We start from the raw sequence: 15,433 nt of genomic DNA, 5'->3' as shown, positions 1-15,433 counted from the left end.
TCAGCGCGCCACGCACAGCGTCTGCGTGCCCGGCTGCAGGTACGGCGTGAGGATCGGCGCCATGCCTTTGAGCACTTGCACGGGCAAAGCCGACGTGAAGGTGAAATGCTCGGCCGAGGCCCCAGGGACGAAGGCGGTCAGCGTGCCGAAGTGATGCTCGCCGATGTAGAACACAAACGTTGCGGTGCGGTTGATCGATTTGGAGCTGAGGATGCGCCCACCCGCGCCCATGGCTTCGATGCGGTTGTCGCCGGTGCCGGTCTTGCCGCCCATGGCCAGCGGCGCGCCATCGGCCAGTTTGAAACTGCCGGCCACGCGTTTCGCCGTGCCCGCATCCACCACCTGCGACAGTGCACCGCGCAGCGCCGTGGCGACTTCGCTGGGCATCACGCGCTTGCCACGGTTGGGATCGTTGATCACGAGCGTTTCATACGGCGTGCCGGCGGCAAAATGCAGGCTGTCGATGCGCAGCACCGGAATGCGCACGCCATCGTTGAGGATGATCCCCATCAGTTCTGCGAGGGCGGCGGGGCGGTCGCCGGAGCTGCCGATAGCGGTCGCCAGCGACGGTACCAGGTGGTCGAACGGGTAGCCGACAGCCTGCCAGCGCTGATGGATTTCCAGGAACGCTTCGATCTCCAGCATGGTGCGGATGCGGCTGTCGCGCGCGCTCTGGTGCCGGCTCTTGAACAGCCAGCTGTAGACTTCCTGGCGTTCGAATTCGCTGGCCTTGACGATCTCGCCGAAGGTCGCATCGGGGTGGTTGAGCAGATAGCCCAGCAGCCATAGGTCGAGCGGGTGCACCTTGGCAATGTAGCCTTGGTCCGGCAGGTCGTAGGCGCCGGGGCCGTAGCTTTGGTAGAGCTTTTCGAGACGCTCGTCCGTGAGCTTTTCGGGGGGCTTGGGGTTCTTCAGATGGGAGCGCACAAAACGGTTGAAGCTCTCCTGGCTGGCCTGCGGCAGCAAGTAGCGGTGCACAGCAGCCAGGCGAATCGCGGTGGGGTGCAGGCCATCCATAAAGGTGTCGAGGCGCGTCTGCGTGTCTTTGTTGCGGTACTTTTTCCAGAACTTGAGCAGGAACGCGGTGCCTTCGTGGTCGGCGAACCTGGCCAGGTATTCCTGACGGCGCGGATCGTTGTCATCTTTGAGCAAGCGCGCGCTGTTGTCTTCGCCGGAGTAGGTGGTGTAGCGCACCAGATCGCGCATCAGGCGAATGAACGGCAGGTTGATCGACTCGCGCAACGCATCGCGCAGGGTCGGGCTGCGGCCATTGTCTTCATTGCGAAAATTGTGGAAGTGATGCAAGCCGCCGCCGGTGAAAAACGCTTCGCCGGGGCTTGCCGAATAGGTGCGGTTGAGGGCCGCGTCGAGCATCTTCGACAGGTCGCGTTCAGGGTTCTGGATCAGGTAGTCCAGCGCCCAGCGTGACAGTGGGTCCTGTTCGGGGACCTCGACTTTTTTCAACTCGGCTGGTGTTTGCGCGCGGTAGCGATCATGCAGCTCGGTGATGATTTGCAGGTAGGTGGTCAGCACGCGCAGCTTGGCGGTGGAGCCCAGTTCCAGCTTGCTGCCTTCGTTGATATCGAAGGGTTGGTCGGTGTTGTCGGTTTGCACCCGCACCCGTGCGCCGTCGGGCGTCAGTTCGAACAGGGTGAAGCTGTAGCGCACTTGCGGCGTGCTTTGCGGGGTGAGCAAGCGCGGGCCGAGCAGGCCCATTTGCCCTGCGAAAGCGGGGTCGGCCAGGTGCTTGAGATAGTCGGTGGCCTGGGTTTGCAGGTCGTATTGCAGCGTGCTCGTGGCCGACAGGTCGAGGCGATCGAGGTCATACAGCGGACGGTTGAGCAGGCTGGCAAGGCGACTGCGTGCGACGTTGATCGCCTTGTTGGTTTCCACCGGCTGGAGCGTCGGTTGTTGCTGCCAGTCGCGGTAAGTGACATGGCTGGCGAGGGCGGCCTTGGCCAGCGCCGGATCGATCACGTTGTTCTGTGCCAGCAGGCGGATATGGCTGTCGGTCAATTGCGCCAGCTCATCGCGGCCCTTGGTCAGATAATGCGAAGGGCGGCGCTGGGCGATCATCAGCGACAGCACTTCGCGCAGCGCCAGGCCTTTTGCTGGAAGGTCCTTGGGCGCGTTACCACTCAACAGCGCATTGCTCTGGTTGAAGTCGGCGCCGTACCACACGCGTAGACCTTCAGCCATGCCGTGCACTTCACCATGGCCCGGCACCGCCGACAGCGGCACGCTATTGAGGTAGTCGCGCACGATGTTCTGCCGGCTGTCCAGGGTCTGCGGCCCCGGTTGGTAGGCGCGGACGCTGGCAGACATCATCTGGCGGATTTTTTCGCCACCGGACAGCGTCAGGCCGTCGGGCGAATGGCGATACTTTTCAAGCTGGGTAGCCAGGGTGCTCCCGCCGGCGGTTTGCCCTGGCAGATGCAACAGTTTGGCCACCTGCGACCAGGCGGCCTTGGCAAAGCGCGGCCAGTCCACCGCCGGGTTGGCCATCGGACGCTTGGGGTCCAGCAGGTCGCGGTCTTCAATAAACAACAGGCTCTGCACCACCAGCGGTGGAATGGCGGCATAGCTGGCATAGAGTTGCTGTGGGTAACTGAAGGCGTACAGCGGCGCCGCGCGGCAGTCGGTGATGGTCAGGCCGGCCTGGACCTTTTCGGCGTAGGGCACGAACAGGCCGTGCTCGGCGTAGCTCATCAGCGCCGGGGAAAACCGCGACTGTGCCTGGATCACGTAGTTGCGTTTGAGCAGGCGTGGCAAGAACTCATTCAGCGCGCTGTAGCCCAGGCGCCGGTCAAAAGGACCCTCGCCGGGATACACCATCGCATCACTCGCGCCAGGTTCCACCCGGTAGCTCAGTGATGCGGCAAAAGGGCTCAGGTGTTCAGCCTGCAGGCGCGAGGTGCGTATTTCCCGACTGGCGGCCCACCCCAGGGCCACCAACGCAAGCACCAGCACCAGCCCCATCAGCCGCCACCACAGGCGTCGAGAGCGGGGGCTTTGTGGCAATGGCGGTGGATCCGCACTGTCGGTCTGGACCACAGCGGGTTTCGAATCGGTCTGCCATAAAGCGCCCATAGTCGATTGATCCATTCACGCAGATTGATCGGACTTGGTTCAAGCTTAGTCGCTGGTGATGCGCCGTGAAGATTTTGTGTGCGGGCTGCCTAGCGCCATGACAGTTTCAGGCCGCGTTTCCAGTCCGCCAGCCAGCTGGAGTTTTCGATTCGCTCCCATTGGCCCTTGTAGTACACCGACATGTGCTGGCCGGACCAGTCACGCACCCGTTCGTTGAACGCGTTCAGGTACTGGTTTGCCGGGCAGGCAATCCTGGCCCAGGGGTCGCAGATCCACAGACCCTGCCAGTCGTCCTCCGTGAAGTCCTGGGTCTCGACCAGGCTTGACGGCGTTTTGCCGACCACCACAAAGGCATGGGTAGGCGGACGTGAGCCCCATATCTGCGAGACGCCGCCGTTGGTGCGGATCAGTTCATGGGCGACATGGGCCATCTGGTCGCAATTGCCGGCGCCGGTCTTGAGGATGATCTCGGTGTAGTCGGGCTGCCCGACCAGGGTGTATTGCCACAGCACCACAGGCGCTGCGATCCGCAACCGCGCCAGGTCGTCAACGGCATCGGTAACGAGGTTGGCGGCGCCGACTCCGGTTCTTTCGACCAGCGCCAGCGTGCTGGCGTGGGCCTTCTGCGCGAGGTACTCGTTGATCTGCGCGGCGCTGGGGCCGCCGGCTACCACCGGGCGTGGCGGCCATATGTCCAGCTGCAAGGGTTTGGCGGCGACATGCACATCCAGACGCTGTCCCTGGCTGGACGCGTTCAACAATAATTCCCGTTGTTTGAGGGGGGTCAGGGTACTGGCGGTATGGCGCAGCCTTGCCAGGGTGCCGTCAGAAAAACCGCGGGCTGCCAGTTGCCGGTACAGCACCTCCAGCGTCGGCAGTGCCACCAGCGGTTGCGTGGGCATGAGTTCGGCAATGTCCAGGTAATCGCGCTTGTAATCGCAGAAAGCGTGGATCAGCCGCGCGGCTTCGCCGCCCTGGCTGAAGTCCAGGTAATCGAAGACCAGTTCAGGCGGGTTGGCGGTCTGGATAACTTCAAAGAACACACCGGTGTCGGCCTCGACAACCCAGCGTGGGCCCGGGATCGGCCCAGGCCGGGAGAGTTCGAACACCATGGCCCGCATGACGCGCGTGTCATCAATGCCTTCGGCGATACCTTGCAGTTCCACCACCCGGGTTTCATGGCCCAGCAGGTTGTCCAGTTGGTCGTCGGGCAATCCGAATTGCGGTTCGTCGACAAGCGTGCCCAGCGTGCGACGGCGATAGATCAGGGGCGGTGCCGGGACCTGGGTCAGCTCAAAGGCAACTTCGTCACGGCTGACTTCGTAAACGGTGTGGTGATACACCAGTCGCTGCTTCGCACCGCCCTGACTGGGCGCGGGAATGATCCGGATATGCTCCAGCGCTTGCACGCGACGTTGATGAATGGAGTGGTTAAACGCAGAGAGCCTTTTGGTGAAGCAAATGAATGGGGGCGCGTTGCGTTTTCTTCGGGTGGGCGTGCAGCGGGTGTCGAAATGGTGTTCGACGCGAAAATGAGCAGGCGATGCCAGGTCGTCCAAGTGGGTCGGTGCACTGTGTTCAAGGCGCATGACCTTGCCGTCAACCAGTAAATCCGTGGCGGTGGCGCGAGGAATGAGCAATGGCGGGGTGTCAAACAGGCGCTCGGTGACGCGCGCCTGGTAACCGTTGACACAGTGCACCGGTGTCACGCTCAGGGCGCTGTCCAGGCGAAAGTTGGGCAGCGGTGGCCCATAGGGTCGCGCGCTGAAAGGGTCGAAGGCGTACCACTGTTTTTCGCGCATTATCGCGACAATGCGTGAAAAGTCGCTCCCGCCCAGTACGGCACCGATGCCAATGTCGGCCCTGGACAGCCAGCGCACGTACTCGCGCAACGGCGTGTTGGCGGTCCAGCGTTGTGCTTGCTCGATGGCTTCCCTCAGGGTGTGCCACGCGGCCTTGCCCAGAGCGATCAGGCCATTACGGGCCAACCTGGCGAGTGTGGGAGTAAGGTCGAGGGGGTTGAGGGTTGTCTGCAGCAGGTTCGTGCTCAATTTGCCCAGTTGCAGCAGTTTTATTGGCAGCGGTGCGGTGCTTTTCAGTACCGCCAGGCCGGCCGACGAGTAGGCGCGGGCGGGCATCAGCAGGCCGAACAGGTCGAGCAGGCACTGGTAGCTGCCATACGTCATGCGGTGGGGGTCGCCCGAGGCGATATCCTGGCCGCACGACCACAACGGCACCAGGATTTTGAGGCGTTGGGTCAACGCGTCGTGGTGGTGTTCGAAGCCCTCTTCGGCGGACGCGCCGCGCGCCTGTTGTCGCGCAGCTTCGACGTCGAGGAAAAAATGCCGCTCGACGATGGCCTGGGTGATGCTGCGCAGGATCGCCGAACCGAACCGCGGGGTGGCGGTTTCGGCGGGTGTAGGGCCCTGCTGCCAGAGCTGCTCGACGACCACCGTGGAGAACACGTTCGGCCGCGGCGCGCTGCCGGTTTCGTAGGCTTGCCAGTCGATGGCCAGTGGATTGCCGGTGTGCAAGACACTGACGGGTTGAACCGAGCCTGGTCGGCCGGTGGTGACCGACAGGGGTTTGCCGCCCAGGTCAAACACCAGGGCAGGGCCGCTGCGTTTATGCAGGCGGTTGAGCAGTGGGAACAACTCGTAATCGTGGGTGGCGTGGGGCAGGGTGCAGCGCAGGATGATGCCGAAGCGTCCGACGCGGGCTCTTTTTTCCTCGCGGGTTTCCAGGGTTTCGGCCTTGGTGGCCTCTTTGCTCAGCACCAGCAATTGCAGTTCGCCGATGGGCAGCCGGGCACGCTCGGCCAGCGGTAATTGTGCCAGCAGGTCCTGAAGGGTGGTGGCGTACGCCTGTTTAAGGCGGTCAATGTGGGCGTCGAAGGCGGCCTCGAACAGCGTATTCACATGCCCCAGGCGGCTGAACGCGCTGCGCATCAGGTTCAGGTCCAGGTGTGGGTGAACCGATGCCCAATGGCGCGAAAAAGGCTGCAGCCAGCCCTGGCTGTGCAAGTCCACGAGGGAGTGCTGGCTGAGGTAAGGCACGTTGTGCCAACGCGGCGGGCCGCTGGACGCCAGGCCGAGGTTCAGTTGCAGGCGCGACGCCAACGCCCAGCGCAGGTCGGGCGTATTGATGCGGGAGTGGCCCGGGAAGACGTTTCGCAGGTCATCGAGCGCCACCGACCGGCGCGTCGGAGGGTCGCTGGCGAACGTCATGAAGGCGCTTTTCAGTGCCTCCAGGCGCGCCTGCAGTCGGGCTTTCGCCGCGTTGATCGCGCCGATCGGGTAGCGTCCGTCGGCCTGTTGCGTCAGTTCACCCTGGGCGACGGCCCAATCGAGCAGGCCTTGGGTTGCGGTGTATTCGCGCCATTGTTGCTGCTCGGGCGAGGTGTCCTCCCGTGACGCCAAGGCGATGACATCGTTGTAGCTCAGTTGCTGCGGTGAGCCGGGCGCGATCCTCTGCGCCATCGCCACGCCTTGGCTGAACACCAGCCACTGGGTGGAGGTCATGAAGCGCAACGTGTCCGGCAGTTCCCGCACCAGAAACTCCGGTGCTGCCCCCGCGAGCAGCAGGTGGGCCGCCAGCGGCGTGGCCTCAGCCGAGACGACGCCACTGCGTATCAGGTGCAGTTCCAGGTCCTCACGCAGCGCCGCGTGGGAACGGCCCCATTGGCTGCTTTGGGCGAGGTTGAACCCCGCGACGACGTAACGCTGTTCATCCGGCAGCGGATCAAGCTCGATCATCAGCGCGGCCAGCACCAGGTTTTCAAGGCTGGCGCTGTTGGTGTGTTCGTGTGGATGCTGGCCGTACCCGCCCAGTGCCTCCAGCAACCGTCGGCCCAGTTGCCGGGCAGGAGGGCGCCTGAGCATGAGCTTGAGCAACCGGTCGGCCTGGGTGCGAATCGCGGTTCGGGACAGCTCGGTCAACAACGGCCCCGCCAGATACTCCAACAGCCTGCTGCTCGTGCGCGGCAGCCAGGCGTTGACCCGCGTTCGCACGGTCTCACGCTGGTCGGGCGTTAACGGCAAACCTTGTCGATAGTCAGCGTGTTGAGTGCTGCGCGGCAGGGTCATTTCGAGGATTTGCAGCGTACCCAGGGCGTCGCCGGCGGTACGCGGAACGGCCAGACCCTGGCCTTGTAGATGCTGGGCGAGGCTGCGCGCCTCGGTGCGCGGCGCAGGTGCGAGCGCCGGATGCAAATGGGCGTCGCCGGCCCAGACCTGCAGCAACGTCAAGTGCGTGGCAATCACGGCCTCAGCGGCTTTGCCCTCGAGCAGCGTGCGCAAAGCCGCCGCAGCATGGTCGCGGTCATGGTCCAGACGCTGCCAGTGCAGTTGCTGCATGAGCGCAATATCGGCCTCGGCGAAGTCGCAGACGGGCGGCACGTGCAGGGGCTGCGACGCGCGCAAGCGCAGGCTCAGCGCCCTGGCCGTGTCTGACGTGGCGGGCACCGCCAGGTCATGGCAGTGCAGCAACTGCGCCACGCTGAACTGGCCGCTTTGGTGAACAGAGGTGCCGAGCTGTTGCGCCACACTGACCAGTTGTTCGAGACGGCCTGCCAGTGGCAGCGGCAACAGCCATTCGATGCCGAGTGCCACCTGTGCGCCATCTGCGCGCTGGCCGGTGAGCTGGCGGGTGTCGGGATCGAATGTGTAGTGGCCGGGCTGCAGGCCGTGAACTGGCTCCAGCGCCAGGAAGTCTTGATGACGGGTGATGTAACCCAGCAGCGCTGCGCCGGCTTGTTGGGCATTGGCTGCAAAAGAGCCGGAGTCGAGGGTCAGCCTGTTGCGGTGAGCGGTTTGCGGGTTGAAACCCGCTTCGCTCGCGGCAGCCTCCAGGCTGTCGGCCAGCTGCAGCAGATCTTGGTTCAGCCGTTCGAAATCACGCGCCAGCGTTGGACTGGCGCTGGCGAAAGGGTTGAGTTGATCGAGGGCCTGGATGACGATCATTCGCTGGCCCCGGGTCTGCGGCTGAGGGTAACCGTAGAACCGCAGCACTTGGCTGGCGGGCAATTGCAGCGTGTTCTCGCCGGCAGTCATCGGCCCGTACGGCAGGCCGCTGGCCGCTGGGTCCAGGATGTCGGCGATGGTCAGGAGGGGAAGGGCCAGGGCGCAACCTTGCGCGTCGTCCCACAGGGTCCAGGTTTTTTGGGTCTGGTCTGTCAGGCTGCCATTGGCCAGGGTCAGGCTGGCAAGGTCGATGTTCCGTTGCCGGGCCCAGGCGATGAAGCGCGGGCGGTTAATGGCCTGGCGCCAGAGTTGCAGCCAGCAACCTGGCGAAGAATGGGGCGGTATCAGCAGCGGCGCTGCGCTGGTGCCATTCAAATGATTGATCAGGGCAGTGACCATGTGCTGATCACCCTCCTGGCGTCGGGCGCGGCCCTGCTCGAGTCGTTCGGTAGGCGTGTCCATTGATTTTCCCTGTGCATGGAGGCTGTTCCCTCATCCTGAGGGAGTGCCGTTGGCAGGGGGATCATGACGGTTCCGATTTACCTGTGGCCGAGCTCGAAGCCTTGGGCCAGAGCCTTCCTTGACGGGCGGAGGGCGTCGGCCCAGGCATGACGCTGCACCATCACTGTGCAATACTCACGGCCCTCGCGATGACCTGATAAATGCGTAAAGGCAGGTAATGCTTGCTTGTAAAAGGCTTATTTACCCAGACTTATCGCTGAATTTAGTCATTTTTAGAGTGAAAGACCCTAGTGTCGGCTTTTTATACTGCACCCCCGCCGATCCCGCAGGCTGTGCGCTGCCGGACGTGCCTGTCCACGAAACAGGCCTGGTTGAAGTGCGCCCCCGGCTTACCGGCTTGGCGTGCGCAACGCTCGGTGGTTCATATCCAATAACAAGACGAGGTTGTACCCCTATGCCAGTTGGCAATCACCTGCCCCATGGCGAGACCGCTCAGGGCGGCCCGCTGAAACGTGAACTGGGCGAACGGCATATTCGCCTGATGGCCCTCGGCGCCTGTATCGGTGTCGGCCTGTTCCTGGGTTCCGCCAAGGCCATCGAAATGGCCGGTCCGGCGATCATGCTCTCCTACATCATTGGCGGCCTGGCGATCCTGGTGATCATGCGCGCGCTCGGCGAAATGGCGGTGCATAACCCCGTCGCCGGTTCGTTCAGCCGTTACGCCCAGGACTACCTCGGCCCGCTGGCGGGCTTTCTTACCGGCTGGAACTACTGGTTCCTGTGGTTGGTGACCTGCGTGGCAGAAATCACCGCCGTTGCCGTCTACATGGGCGTCTGGTTTCCCGATGTGCCGCGCTGGATCTGGGCGCTGGCGGCGCTGGTCAGCATGGGCACGATCAACCTGATTGCGGTCAAGGCATTCGGTGAGTTCGAGTTCTGGTTCGCGCTGATCAAGATCGTCACGATCATTGCCATGGTGATCGGTGGCGTCGGCATCATCGCGTTCGGCTTTGGCAACGACGGCGTGGCACTGGGGATTTCCAACCTGTGGGCCCACGGCGGCTTCATGCCCAATGGTGTGACCGGCGTATTGATGTCCCTGCAAATGGTGATGTTCGCGTACCTGGGCGTGGAAATGATCGGCCTTACCGCCGGTGAAGCGAAGAACCCGCAGAAGACTATCCCGAGCGCCATCGGCTCGGTGTTCTGGCGCATCCTGCTGTTCTACGTGGGCGCGCTGTTCGTGATTCTGTCGATCTACCCATGGAATGAAATCGGCACCCAGGGCAGCCCATTCGTGATGACCTTCGAGCGACTGGGCATCAAGACCGCCGCCGGCATCATCAACTTTGTGGTGATCACGGCTGCGTTGTCCTCCTGCAACGGCGGCATCTTCAGCACCGGCCGCATGCTCTACAGCCTGGCGCAGAACGGTCAGGCCCCGGCCGCCTTCGGCACCACCTCAAGCAATGGCGTGCCGCGCAAGGCGCTGCTGCTGTCGATTTTCGTGCTGCTGCTGGGCGTGTTGCTCAACTACATGGTCCCCGAGAAGGTCTTCGTCTGGGTGACGTCCATCGCCACCTTCGGCGCGATCTGGACCTGGCTGATGATCCTGCTGGCTCAGCTCAAGTTCCGTAAAAGCCTGAGCCCGGCCGAGGCAGCCGGCCTCAAGTACCGCATGTGGCTGTACCCGGTCAGTTCGTACCTGGCGCTGGCGTTCCTGGTGCTGGTGGTAGGGCTGATGGCGTACTTCCCGGACACGCGTGTCGCGCTGTATGTCGGCCCGGTGTTCCTGGTGCTGCTGACAGTGCTGTTCTACGTGTTCAAGTTGCAGCCCACCCAGGCTGCGGCGCGTGCTCAAGCCTGACGTTCAGGCGCACAACAAAAAGCCCCGAGATCGGGGCTTTTTGTTTTTCAGGCGGTGGCCACGCGAGGCGATTGGCTCAGGCGTTGGTTGAATTCCAGCCAGGCGCCCAGCGCGGCCATCAGGGCGGCGCCGACCAGTGCGGTGACGATTTGCATGGTCAAGGCATCGCCAGCCAGGGCGTTGAGCATATCCGCCAACGGCGCCAGTAAGACGCCCAGGCAGAATACTTCCAACGAATAACGCCCCATCCGGCAGGTCTGCCGGGCCAGCCAATTTTGTGTCCAGGCACGCCCAGGCAACAGTTTGGCGGTGACGTAGGCCAGCGCCAGGAAGTGCAACAGTCGCACCGGTGACAAGTCGGTCTTGCTGATCGGGTAGAGCAGTTCGCTCAAGGCCGCTGGCATCAATGCGTCGTGCACCTCAGGCCAACGCCAGGCGAGGGTGAGCACACCCGCCGCCAGCGCGTAGACCGCCGCCGTGACGAACAACGGCTGGCGCAGCAGTGGCCGATTATCCTGTGCGCGGGGTTGTTGCCCGTGAATGGCCGCCGCGCCACCCAGGACAAACAGAAACTGCCAGGTGACCGGGTTGAAGTACCACACGCCGTCAGCAATGGCGGCCAGGTTCCAGCCCAGGTGCGGCGCCAGCAGGTACACCGCCATCGACACCGCGACCACCGCCCAGGTCTTGCGCAGCAGCAGTGGCAGTACCAGCGGCAAGCCCGCCAACAGCACGATATACAGGGGCAGCGGGTCCATCAGGTTCGGCTTGAAGCGCAACAGCAATTCGTCCACCAGCGCTTGCTGAGGATGGGTGACAAAATGCGTCAGGCCCATCTCTTCGACCAGGTCGCGGGTTTCGACATGGCTGTTGGCGAAGAACACAATGCCCATCAGCATTGCCAGCAGGAAGATGTGCACCACGTACAGCACCCACGTGCGCCGCAGGATCTTCAAGCAGGCCATCCAGTAGCCTTCGCGCTGCAGGACCTTGCCGTACGCCAGCACCGAGGCGTAGCCGGCAAGGAACACGAAGACTTCAGCCGCGTCGCTGAACCCGATATTGCGCAGGGTGATCTGGCCGAGGGGATTGTGGGGGACGTGATCCCAGAAAATGAAGATCAACGCCAGGCCCCGAAAAAAATCGATGCGCGGGTCGCGTCCGTTCAGCATGGCAGCGGGCTCTTGAACAAATAGTTTAGTAATGACAGGTGCACGGCAACGTTGTCGCACGCCGCACGTCGGGCGGGCGCAGGTTGGCGGTATTTATAAGCAATTGCAAAGGCTGGGTATTACTGAATGTCTCTAGACATCAATGATCACCAACGTGCCTTGGCTACCGGCAAGGACCGCGTGGGCGATACCGGCTTGGACGAGGTACATCTGGCCGGCTTCCACGCGGATTTCCTCGTCACCGATGCTCAAGCGCAGCAGGCCGCTGATCACCAGCAGGCCTTCGTTGTAAGCGTGGGTTTCTGCCTCGTAGGCCTGCTCATCCATGCGCAACACCTTGATCCGCGCCGGGCCTACCTGGCCCAGGCGCGTGGATTTCCAGCTGTCAGGCAGTTGCCCGGCGAGGGCGGCGAAGTCGAGTAACGGCATGTGAATCTCCTGGTTTCAACGATGCCGTCGGTGGTCCGGTTCAGCAGTGAATAGTTTTCATCGGGTTACGCGGCTACCAGCTCATTCGGCTCAAAACTGTCCGCGCGTGCCATCTGCCACATGCGCGAATAGAACTCGCCGTTCACTTCACCGGTGAGCAGTTCACCGGGCTTGAGGAACACATGCAGTTGCGAGAACAGTTTGATTTCAGTCGCCGACATGCGTCGCACCAGGTGCTTGGCCGACAGCTGCGAGGGATGATCCAGACCGGCTGCGGCGAGCATTTCCGCCAGGGCCTTGAGGGTGTTGCGGTGGAAGTTGAACACGCGCTGGGCTTTGTCCGGCACCACCAGCGCACGTTGACGCAGCGGGTCCTGGGTGGCGACGCCGGTCGGGCATTTGTTGGTGTGGCAGCTCTGCGACTGGATGCAGCCGATGGCAAACATGAAGCCGCGCGCGGAGTTGGCCCAGTCGGCGCCAATGGCCAGGACGCTGGCGATATCGAACGCGCTGACGATCTTGCCGCTGGCGCCGAGCTTGATCTTGTCGCGCAGATTGAGGCCCACCAGCGTGTTGTGCACAAACAGCAGACCTTCACGCAGCGGCACACCAATATGGTCGGTGAACTCCACCGGCGCGGCGCCGGTGCCGCCTTCCTTGCCGTCGACCACGATAAAGTCCGGGAGGATGCCGGTTTCGAGCATGGCCTTGGCGATGCCCATGAACTCCCACGGGTGGCCCAGGCAAAACTTGAAGCCCACCGGTTTGCCGCCGGACAGTTCGCGCAGTTGGGCGATGAACTGCATCATTTCAATCGGCGTGGAAAACGCGCTGTGGCGCGACGGCGAGATGCAGTCTTCGCCCATCATGATGCCGCGCGTCTCGGCAATTTCCTTGGTGACCTTGTGCTTGGGCAGAATCCCGCCATGGCCGGGTTTTGCGCCCTGGCTCATCTTGATTTCGATCATGCGTACTTGCGGGTTCTGCGCCTGCGCGGCGAAGCGTTCCGGGTCGAAGCGGCCGTCGCTGGTACGGCAGCCGAAGTAGCCACTGCCCAGTTCCCAGGTCAGGTCGCCGCCGTTTTCGCGGTGGTAAGGGCTGATGCTGCCTTCGCCGGTGTCGTGGGCAAAGTTGCCGAGCTTGGCGCCCTGGTTCAATGCGCGAATGGCGTTGGCGCTCAACGAGCCGAAGCTCATGGCCGAGATATTGAACACCGACGCCGAGTACGGCTGCTTGCACTGCGGGCCGCCGACCATCACGCGAAACGCGCTCGGGTCACTCAACGGCGCAGGGCGCATGGAGTGGCCGATGAATTCGAAGCCCGATTGATACACGTCGATCAGGGTGCCGAAGGGTTTGTCGGCGGTTTCGTTCTTGGCGCGCGAGTAAACCAGTGAGCGTTGCGCGCGTGAGAAGGGCAGCGCGTCGCTGTCGGATTCGAGCAGGTACTGGCGGATTTCCGGGCGGATGGCCTCCACCAGGTAACGGATATTGCCCAGGATCGGGTAGTTGCGGCGCACCGCGTGGGGGCTTTGCAGCAGGTCGAACAGACCGATCAAGCTGAGCACGCCGGTGACCACGGTGATTGGCCACAGCCATTCATGTTCGATAAAGGGGAGGCTGGCGAGGGTAAAAATGACGCACACGGCAAAGAAGGCGTAACGGCTTAGTAACGACAGGCTCATACGGTTTTCCTTGGGTTCACTCATCGGCTAGGCGTTTTGCGCCTGTAGAAAGATCGAGAACAGCTCCGACTGGGATTTGATCCCTAGCTTGCTGTACATGTGTTTTTTATGGACTTTCACGGTTTCAACAGAGATTTCCAGCTTACGAGCGATTTCCTTGCTGGAGCAACCGCTGAGCATCAAGCGGCCCACATCCAGCTCACGGGCGGTGAGTTGCGCGCCCCAGTCATCATTCTGAATCGGCGGCTGCGGTGCGCTGACCTGCTTGAGTTCAAAGGGCAGGCGCTGGCGCAGCAGGCTCAGCACCCAAGGCTGGATCAGCGACAGCAGAGCGATCTGCTGCGGGTCAAAACGCTGTTTCGAGCCCAGGGACAGGCACAGGGTACGCCCATCCGCCAACTGGCAATTAAATTGGATTTCATCGGCCACCACGTTCAGGCGGAAGTAGCGCTGGTAGTACTCGGTGAGTTCAAAGTGCTCCGGCGCGACTTCGGCCAGGCGAAACAGGCCGGTGCGTGAGTGTTCGCGGCTGGCGATGTAGAAGGGGTCGAGCAGGTACAGGCCGTTGAGGTAGTCCTGGAACAACTGGTCCGGCGTGCCGTCGACGCCCGGGCATTCGGCGAACACCAGCGGGCGGTGCGCGCTGCTGAACAGCAATACCACCCAGCTGTCGAACGGCACGTAGTTGTCCAGCAAGCGCACGAGCTGGGTCCAGAAGTTGGCCTGGTCGAGGGCGTCTATCATTTGCCCCACCGAACGGTGCCAGGCGATGTCTTGTAGCGAGACTGTCATTCGTCTACCCCCATAGGGTTACCCCGGCGGCGTGATTTCCCCGACGGGTGCGGCTGCGCATACTGCGCCACAGATAAAACAACAGGACTTCCCATGAAGGTCGAATTTGCCCAGTTGGCAGGTCGTGATAACGGCACAGCTTACAACCTTGAGCGCGCCTTGGCGGCAATTGCTGCCTGCGCCGCCGACACGCAACTGATCGTATTTCCGGAAACCCACCTGATGGGCTTCCCGTCAGCCGAGACCGTCGCCGACATCGCCGAGCCGGTGGATGGCCCGACCGTGCAGGCCGTTGTCGAGGCGGCTCGCGCAGGCAATATCGCCGTGGTGATCGGCATGGCCGAGAGCGACGCCGGCCAATTCTATAACACCACGTTGCTGATCACCCCCGAAGGCATCGCCCTGCGGTATCGCAAGACCCACCTGTGGGCCTCGGATCGCGGCGTGTTCACGCCCGGTGACCGCTATGCCACTTGCTTGTGGAACGGTGTGCGCGTCGGCCTGTTGATCTGCTACGACATCGAGTTCCCGGAAACTGCCCGCGCCAACGCGCAACTGGGCGCCGAACTGCTGATTGTCACCAACGGCAACATGGACCCTTACGGTCCCACGCACCGCACCGCGATCATGGCGCGCGCCCAGGAAAACCAGGCGTTTGCGCTGATGGTCAATCGGGTGGAAGAAGGCGATGGCGGCCTGTTGTTCGCCGGCGGCAGTGCCCTGGTCGACCCGTTTGGCAGCTTGCTGTTCGAAGCCGGGCGCGAGGAACGGCAATTTACCGTCGAGCTGGACCTTGACCAATTGGTGGCGGCTCGCAAGGACTACCGCTACCTCGACGACCAGCGCTTGAAATTGCCGGGTGAGGTGATCGAGCGCACGGATGGGACGCGTGAACTGCTGATTCCACACAATTAAGGCTGACCCTTTGTGGCGAGCGGGCTTGCCCCGCGTTGGGGCGCGAAGCGGCCCTAAAAC

The 15,433-nt window shown here is 62.8% G+C and carries 8 protein-coding genes; 2 read left to right on the top strand and 6 right to left on the bottom strand.

Annotated features, from left to right (window positions below; translation table 11 throughout):
* Together AACU78_RS01280 and AACU78_RS01275 are read right to left on the bottom strand one after the other, a co-directional pair.
* Positions 1 to 3,090 (bottom strand): transglycosylase domain-containing protein, encoded by a 3,090-nt coding sequence (locus tag AACU78_RS01280; RefSeq protein WP_106579435.1) that lies wholly within the window; start codon positions 3,088 to 3,090, stop codon positions 1 to 3.
* A gap of 89 nt (positions 3,091 to 3,179) precedes the next feature.
* Positions 3,180 to 8,513, bottom strand: coding sequence for a hypothetical protein (locus AACU78_RS01275; RefSeq protein ID WP_146151453.1), 5,334 nt, complete (start codon positions 8,511 to 8,513; stop codon positions 3,180 to 3,182).
* A gap of 454 nt (positions 8,514 to 8,967) precedes the next feature.
* On the opposite strand from AACU78_RS01275, the gene AACU78_RS01270 reads away from it, so the two are divergent.
* Positions 8,968 to 10,380, top strand: coding sequence for an amino acid permease (locus AACU78_RS01270; RefSeq protein ID WP_106579433.1), 1,413 nt, complete (start codon positions 8,968 to 8,970; stop codon positions 10,378 to 10,380).
* 47 nt (positions 10,381 to 10,427) lie between these two features.
* On the opposite strand, the gene AACU78_RS01265 is transcribed toward AACU78_RS01270, so the two are convergent.
* The 4 genes from AACU78_RS01265 to AACU78_RS01250 form a co-directional block, all read right to left on the bottom strand.
* Positions 10,428 to 11,552: an OpgC family protein gene (locus AACU78_RS01265; RefSeq protein ID WP_106579432.1), complete on the bottom strand. Its 1,125-nt coding sequence runs from the start codon at positions 11,550 to 11,552 to the stop codon at positions 10,428 to 10,430.
* A 132-nt stretch (positions 11,553 to 11,684) separates the two neighbouring features.
* A complete protein-coding gene (locus AACU78_RS01260; RefSeq protein ID WP_106579431.1) occupies positions 11,685 to 11,981 on the bottom strand; it encodes a cupin domain-containing protein in 297 nt (98 codons plus the stop codon).
* 65 nt (positions 11,982 to 12,046) lie between these two features.
* Positions 12,047 to 13,666: an FMN-binding glutamate synthase family protein gene (locus tag AACU78_RS01255; protein WP_106579430.1), complete on the bottom strand. Its 1,620-nt coding sequence runs from the start codon at positions 13,664 to 13,666 to the stop codon at positions 12,047 to 12,049.
* A gap of 27 nt (positions 13,667 to 13,693) precedes the next feature.
* Positions 13,694 to 14,458 carry a helix-turn-helix transcriptional regulator gene (locus tag AACU78_RS01250; RefSeq protein WP_106579429.1) on the bottom strand — a complete coding sequence of 255 codons (765 nt, stop codon included), beginning with the start codon at positions 14,456 to 14,458 and terminating at the stop codon, positions 13,694 to 13,696.
* Positions 14,459 to 14,551: 93 nt separating this feature from the next.
* Between AACU78_RS01250 and AACU78_RS01245 the strand changes: the two genes are divergently transcribed.
* Complete coding sequence (locus AACU78_RS01245) at positions 14,552 to 15,373, top strand: carbon-nitrogen hydrolase family protein (protein WP_106579428.1); 822 nt, start codon at positions 14,552 to 14,554, stop codon at positions 15,371 to 15,373.
* Positions 15,374 to 15,433 lie beyond the last annotated feature (60 nt).

The sequence above is a fragment of the Pseudomonas sp. R9.37 genome, assembly GCF_963878885.1.
Lineage (GTDB): Bacteria > Pseudomonadota > Gammaproteobacteria > Pseudomonadales > Pseudomonadaceae > Aquipseudomonas.
Note: the sequence above shows the minus strand (reverse complement) of the source record. Positions and strands in the feature narration are given on the sequence as shown.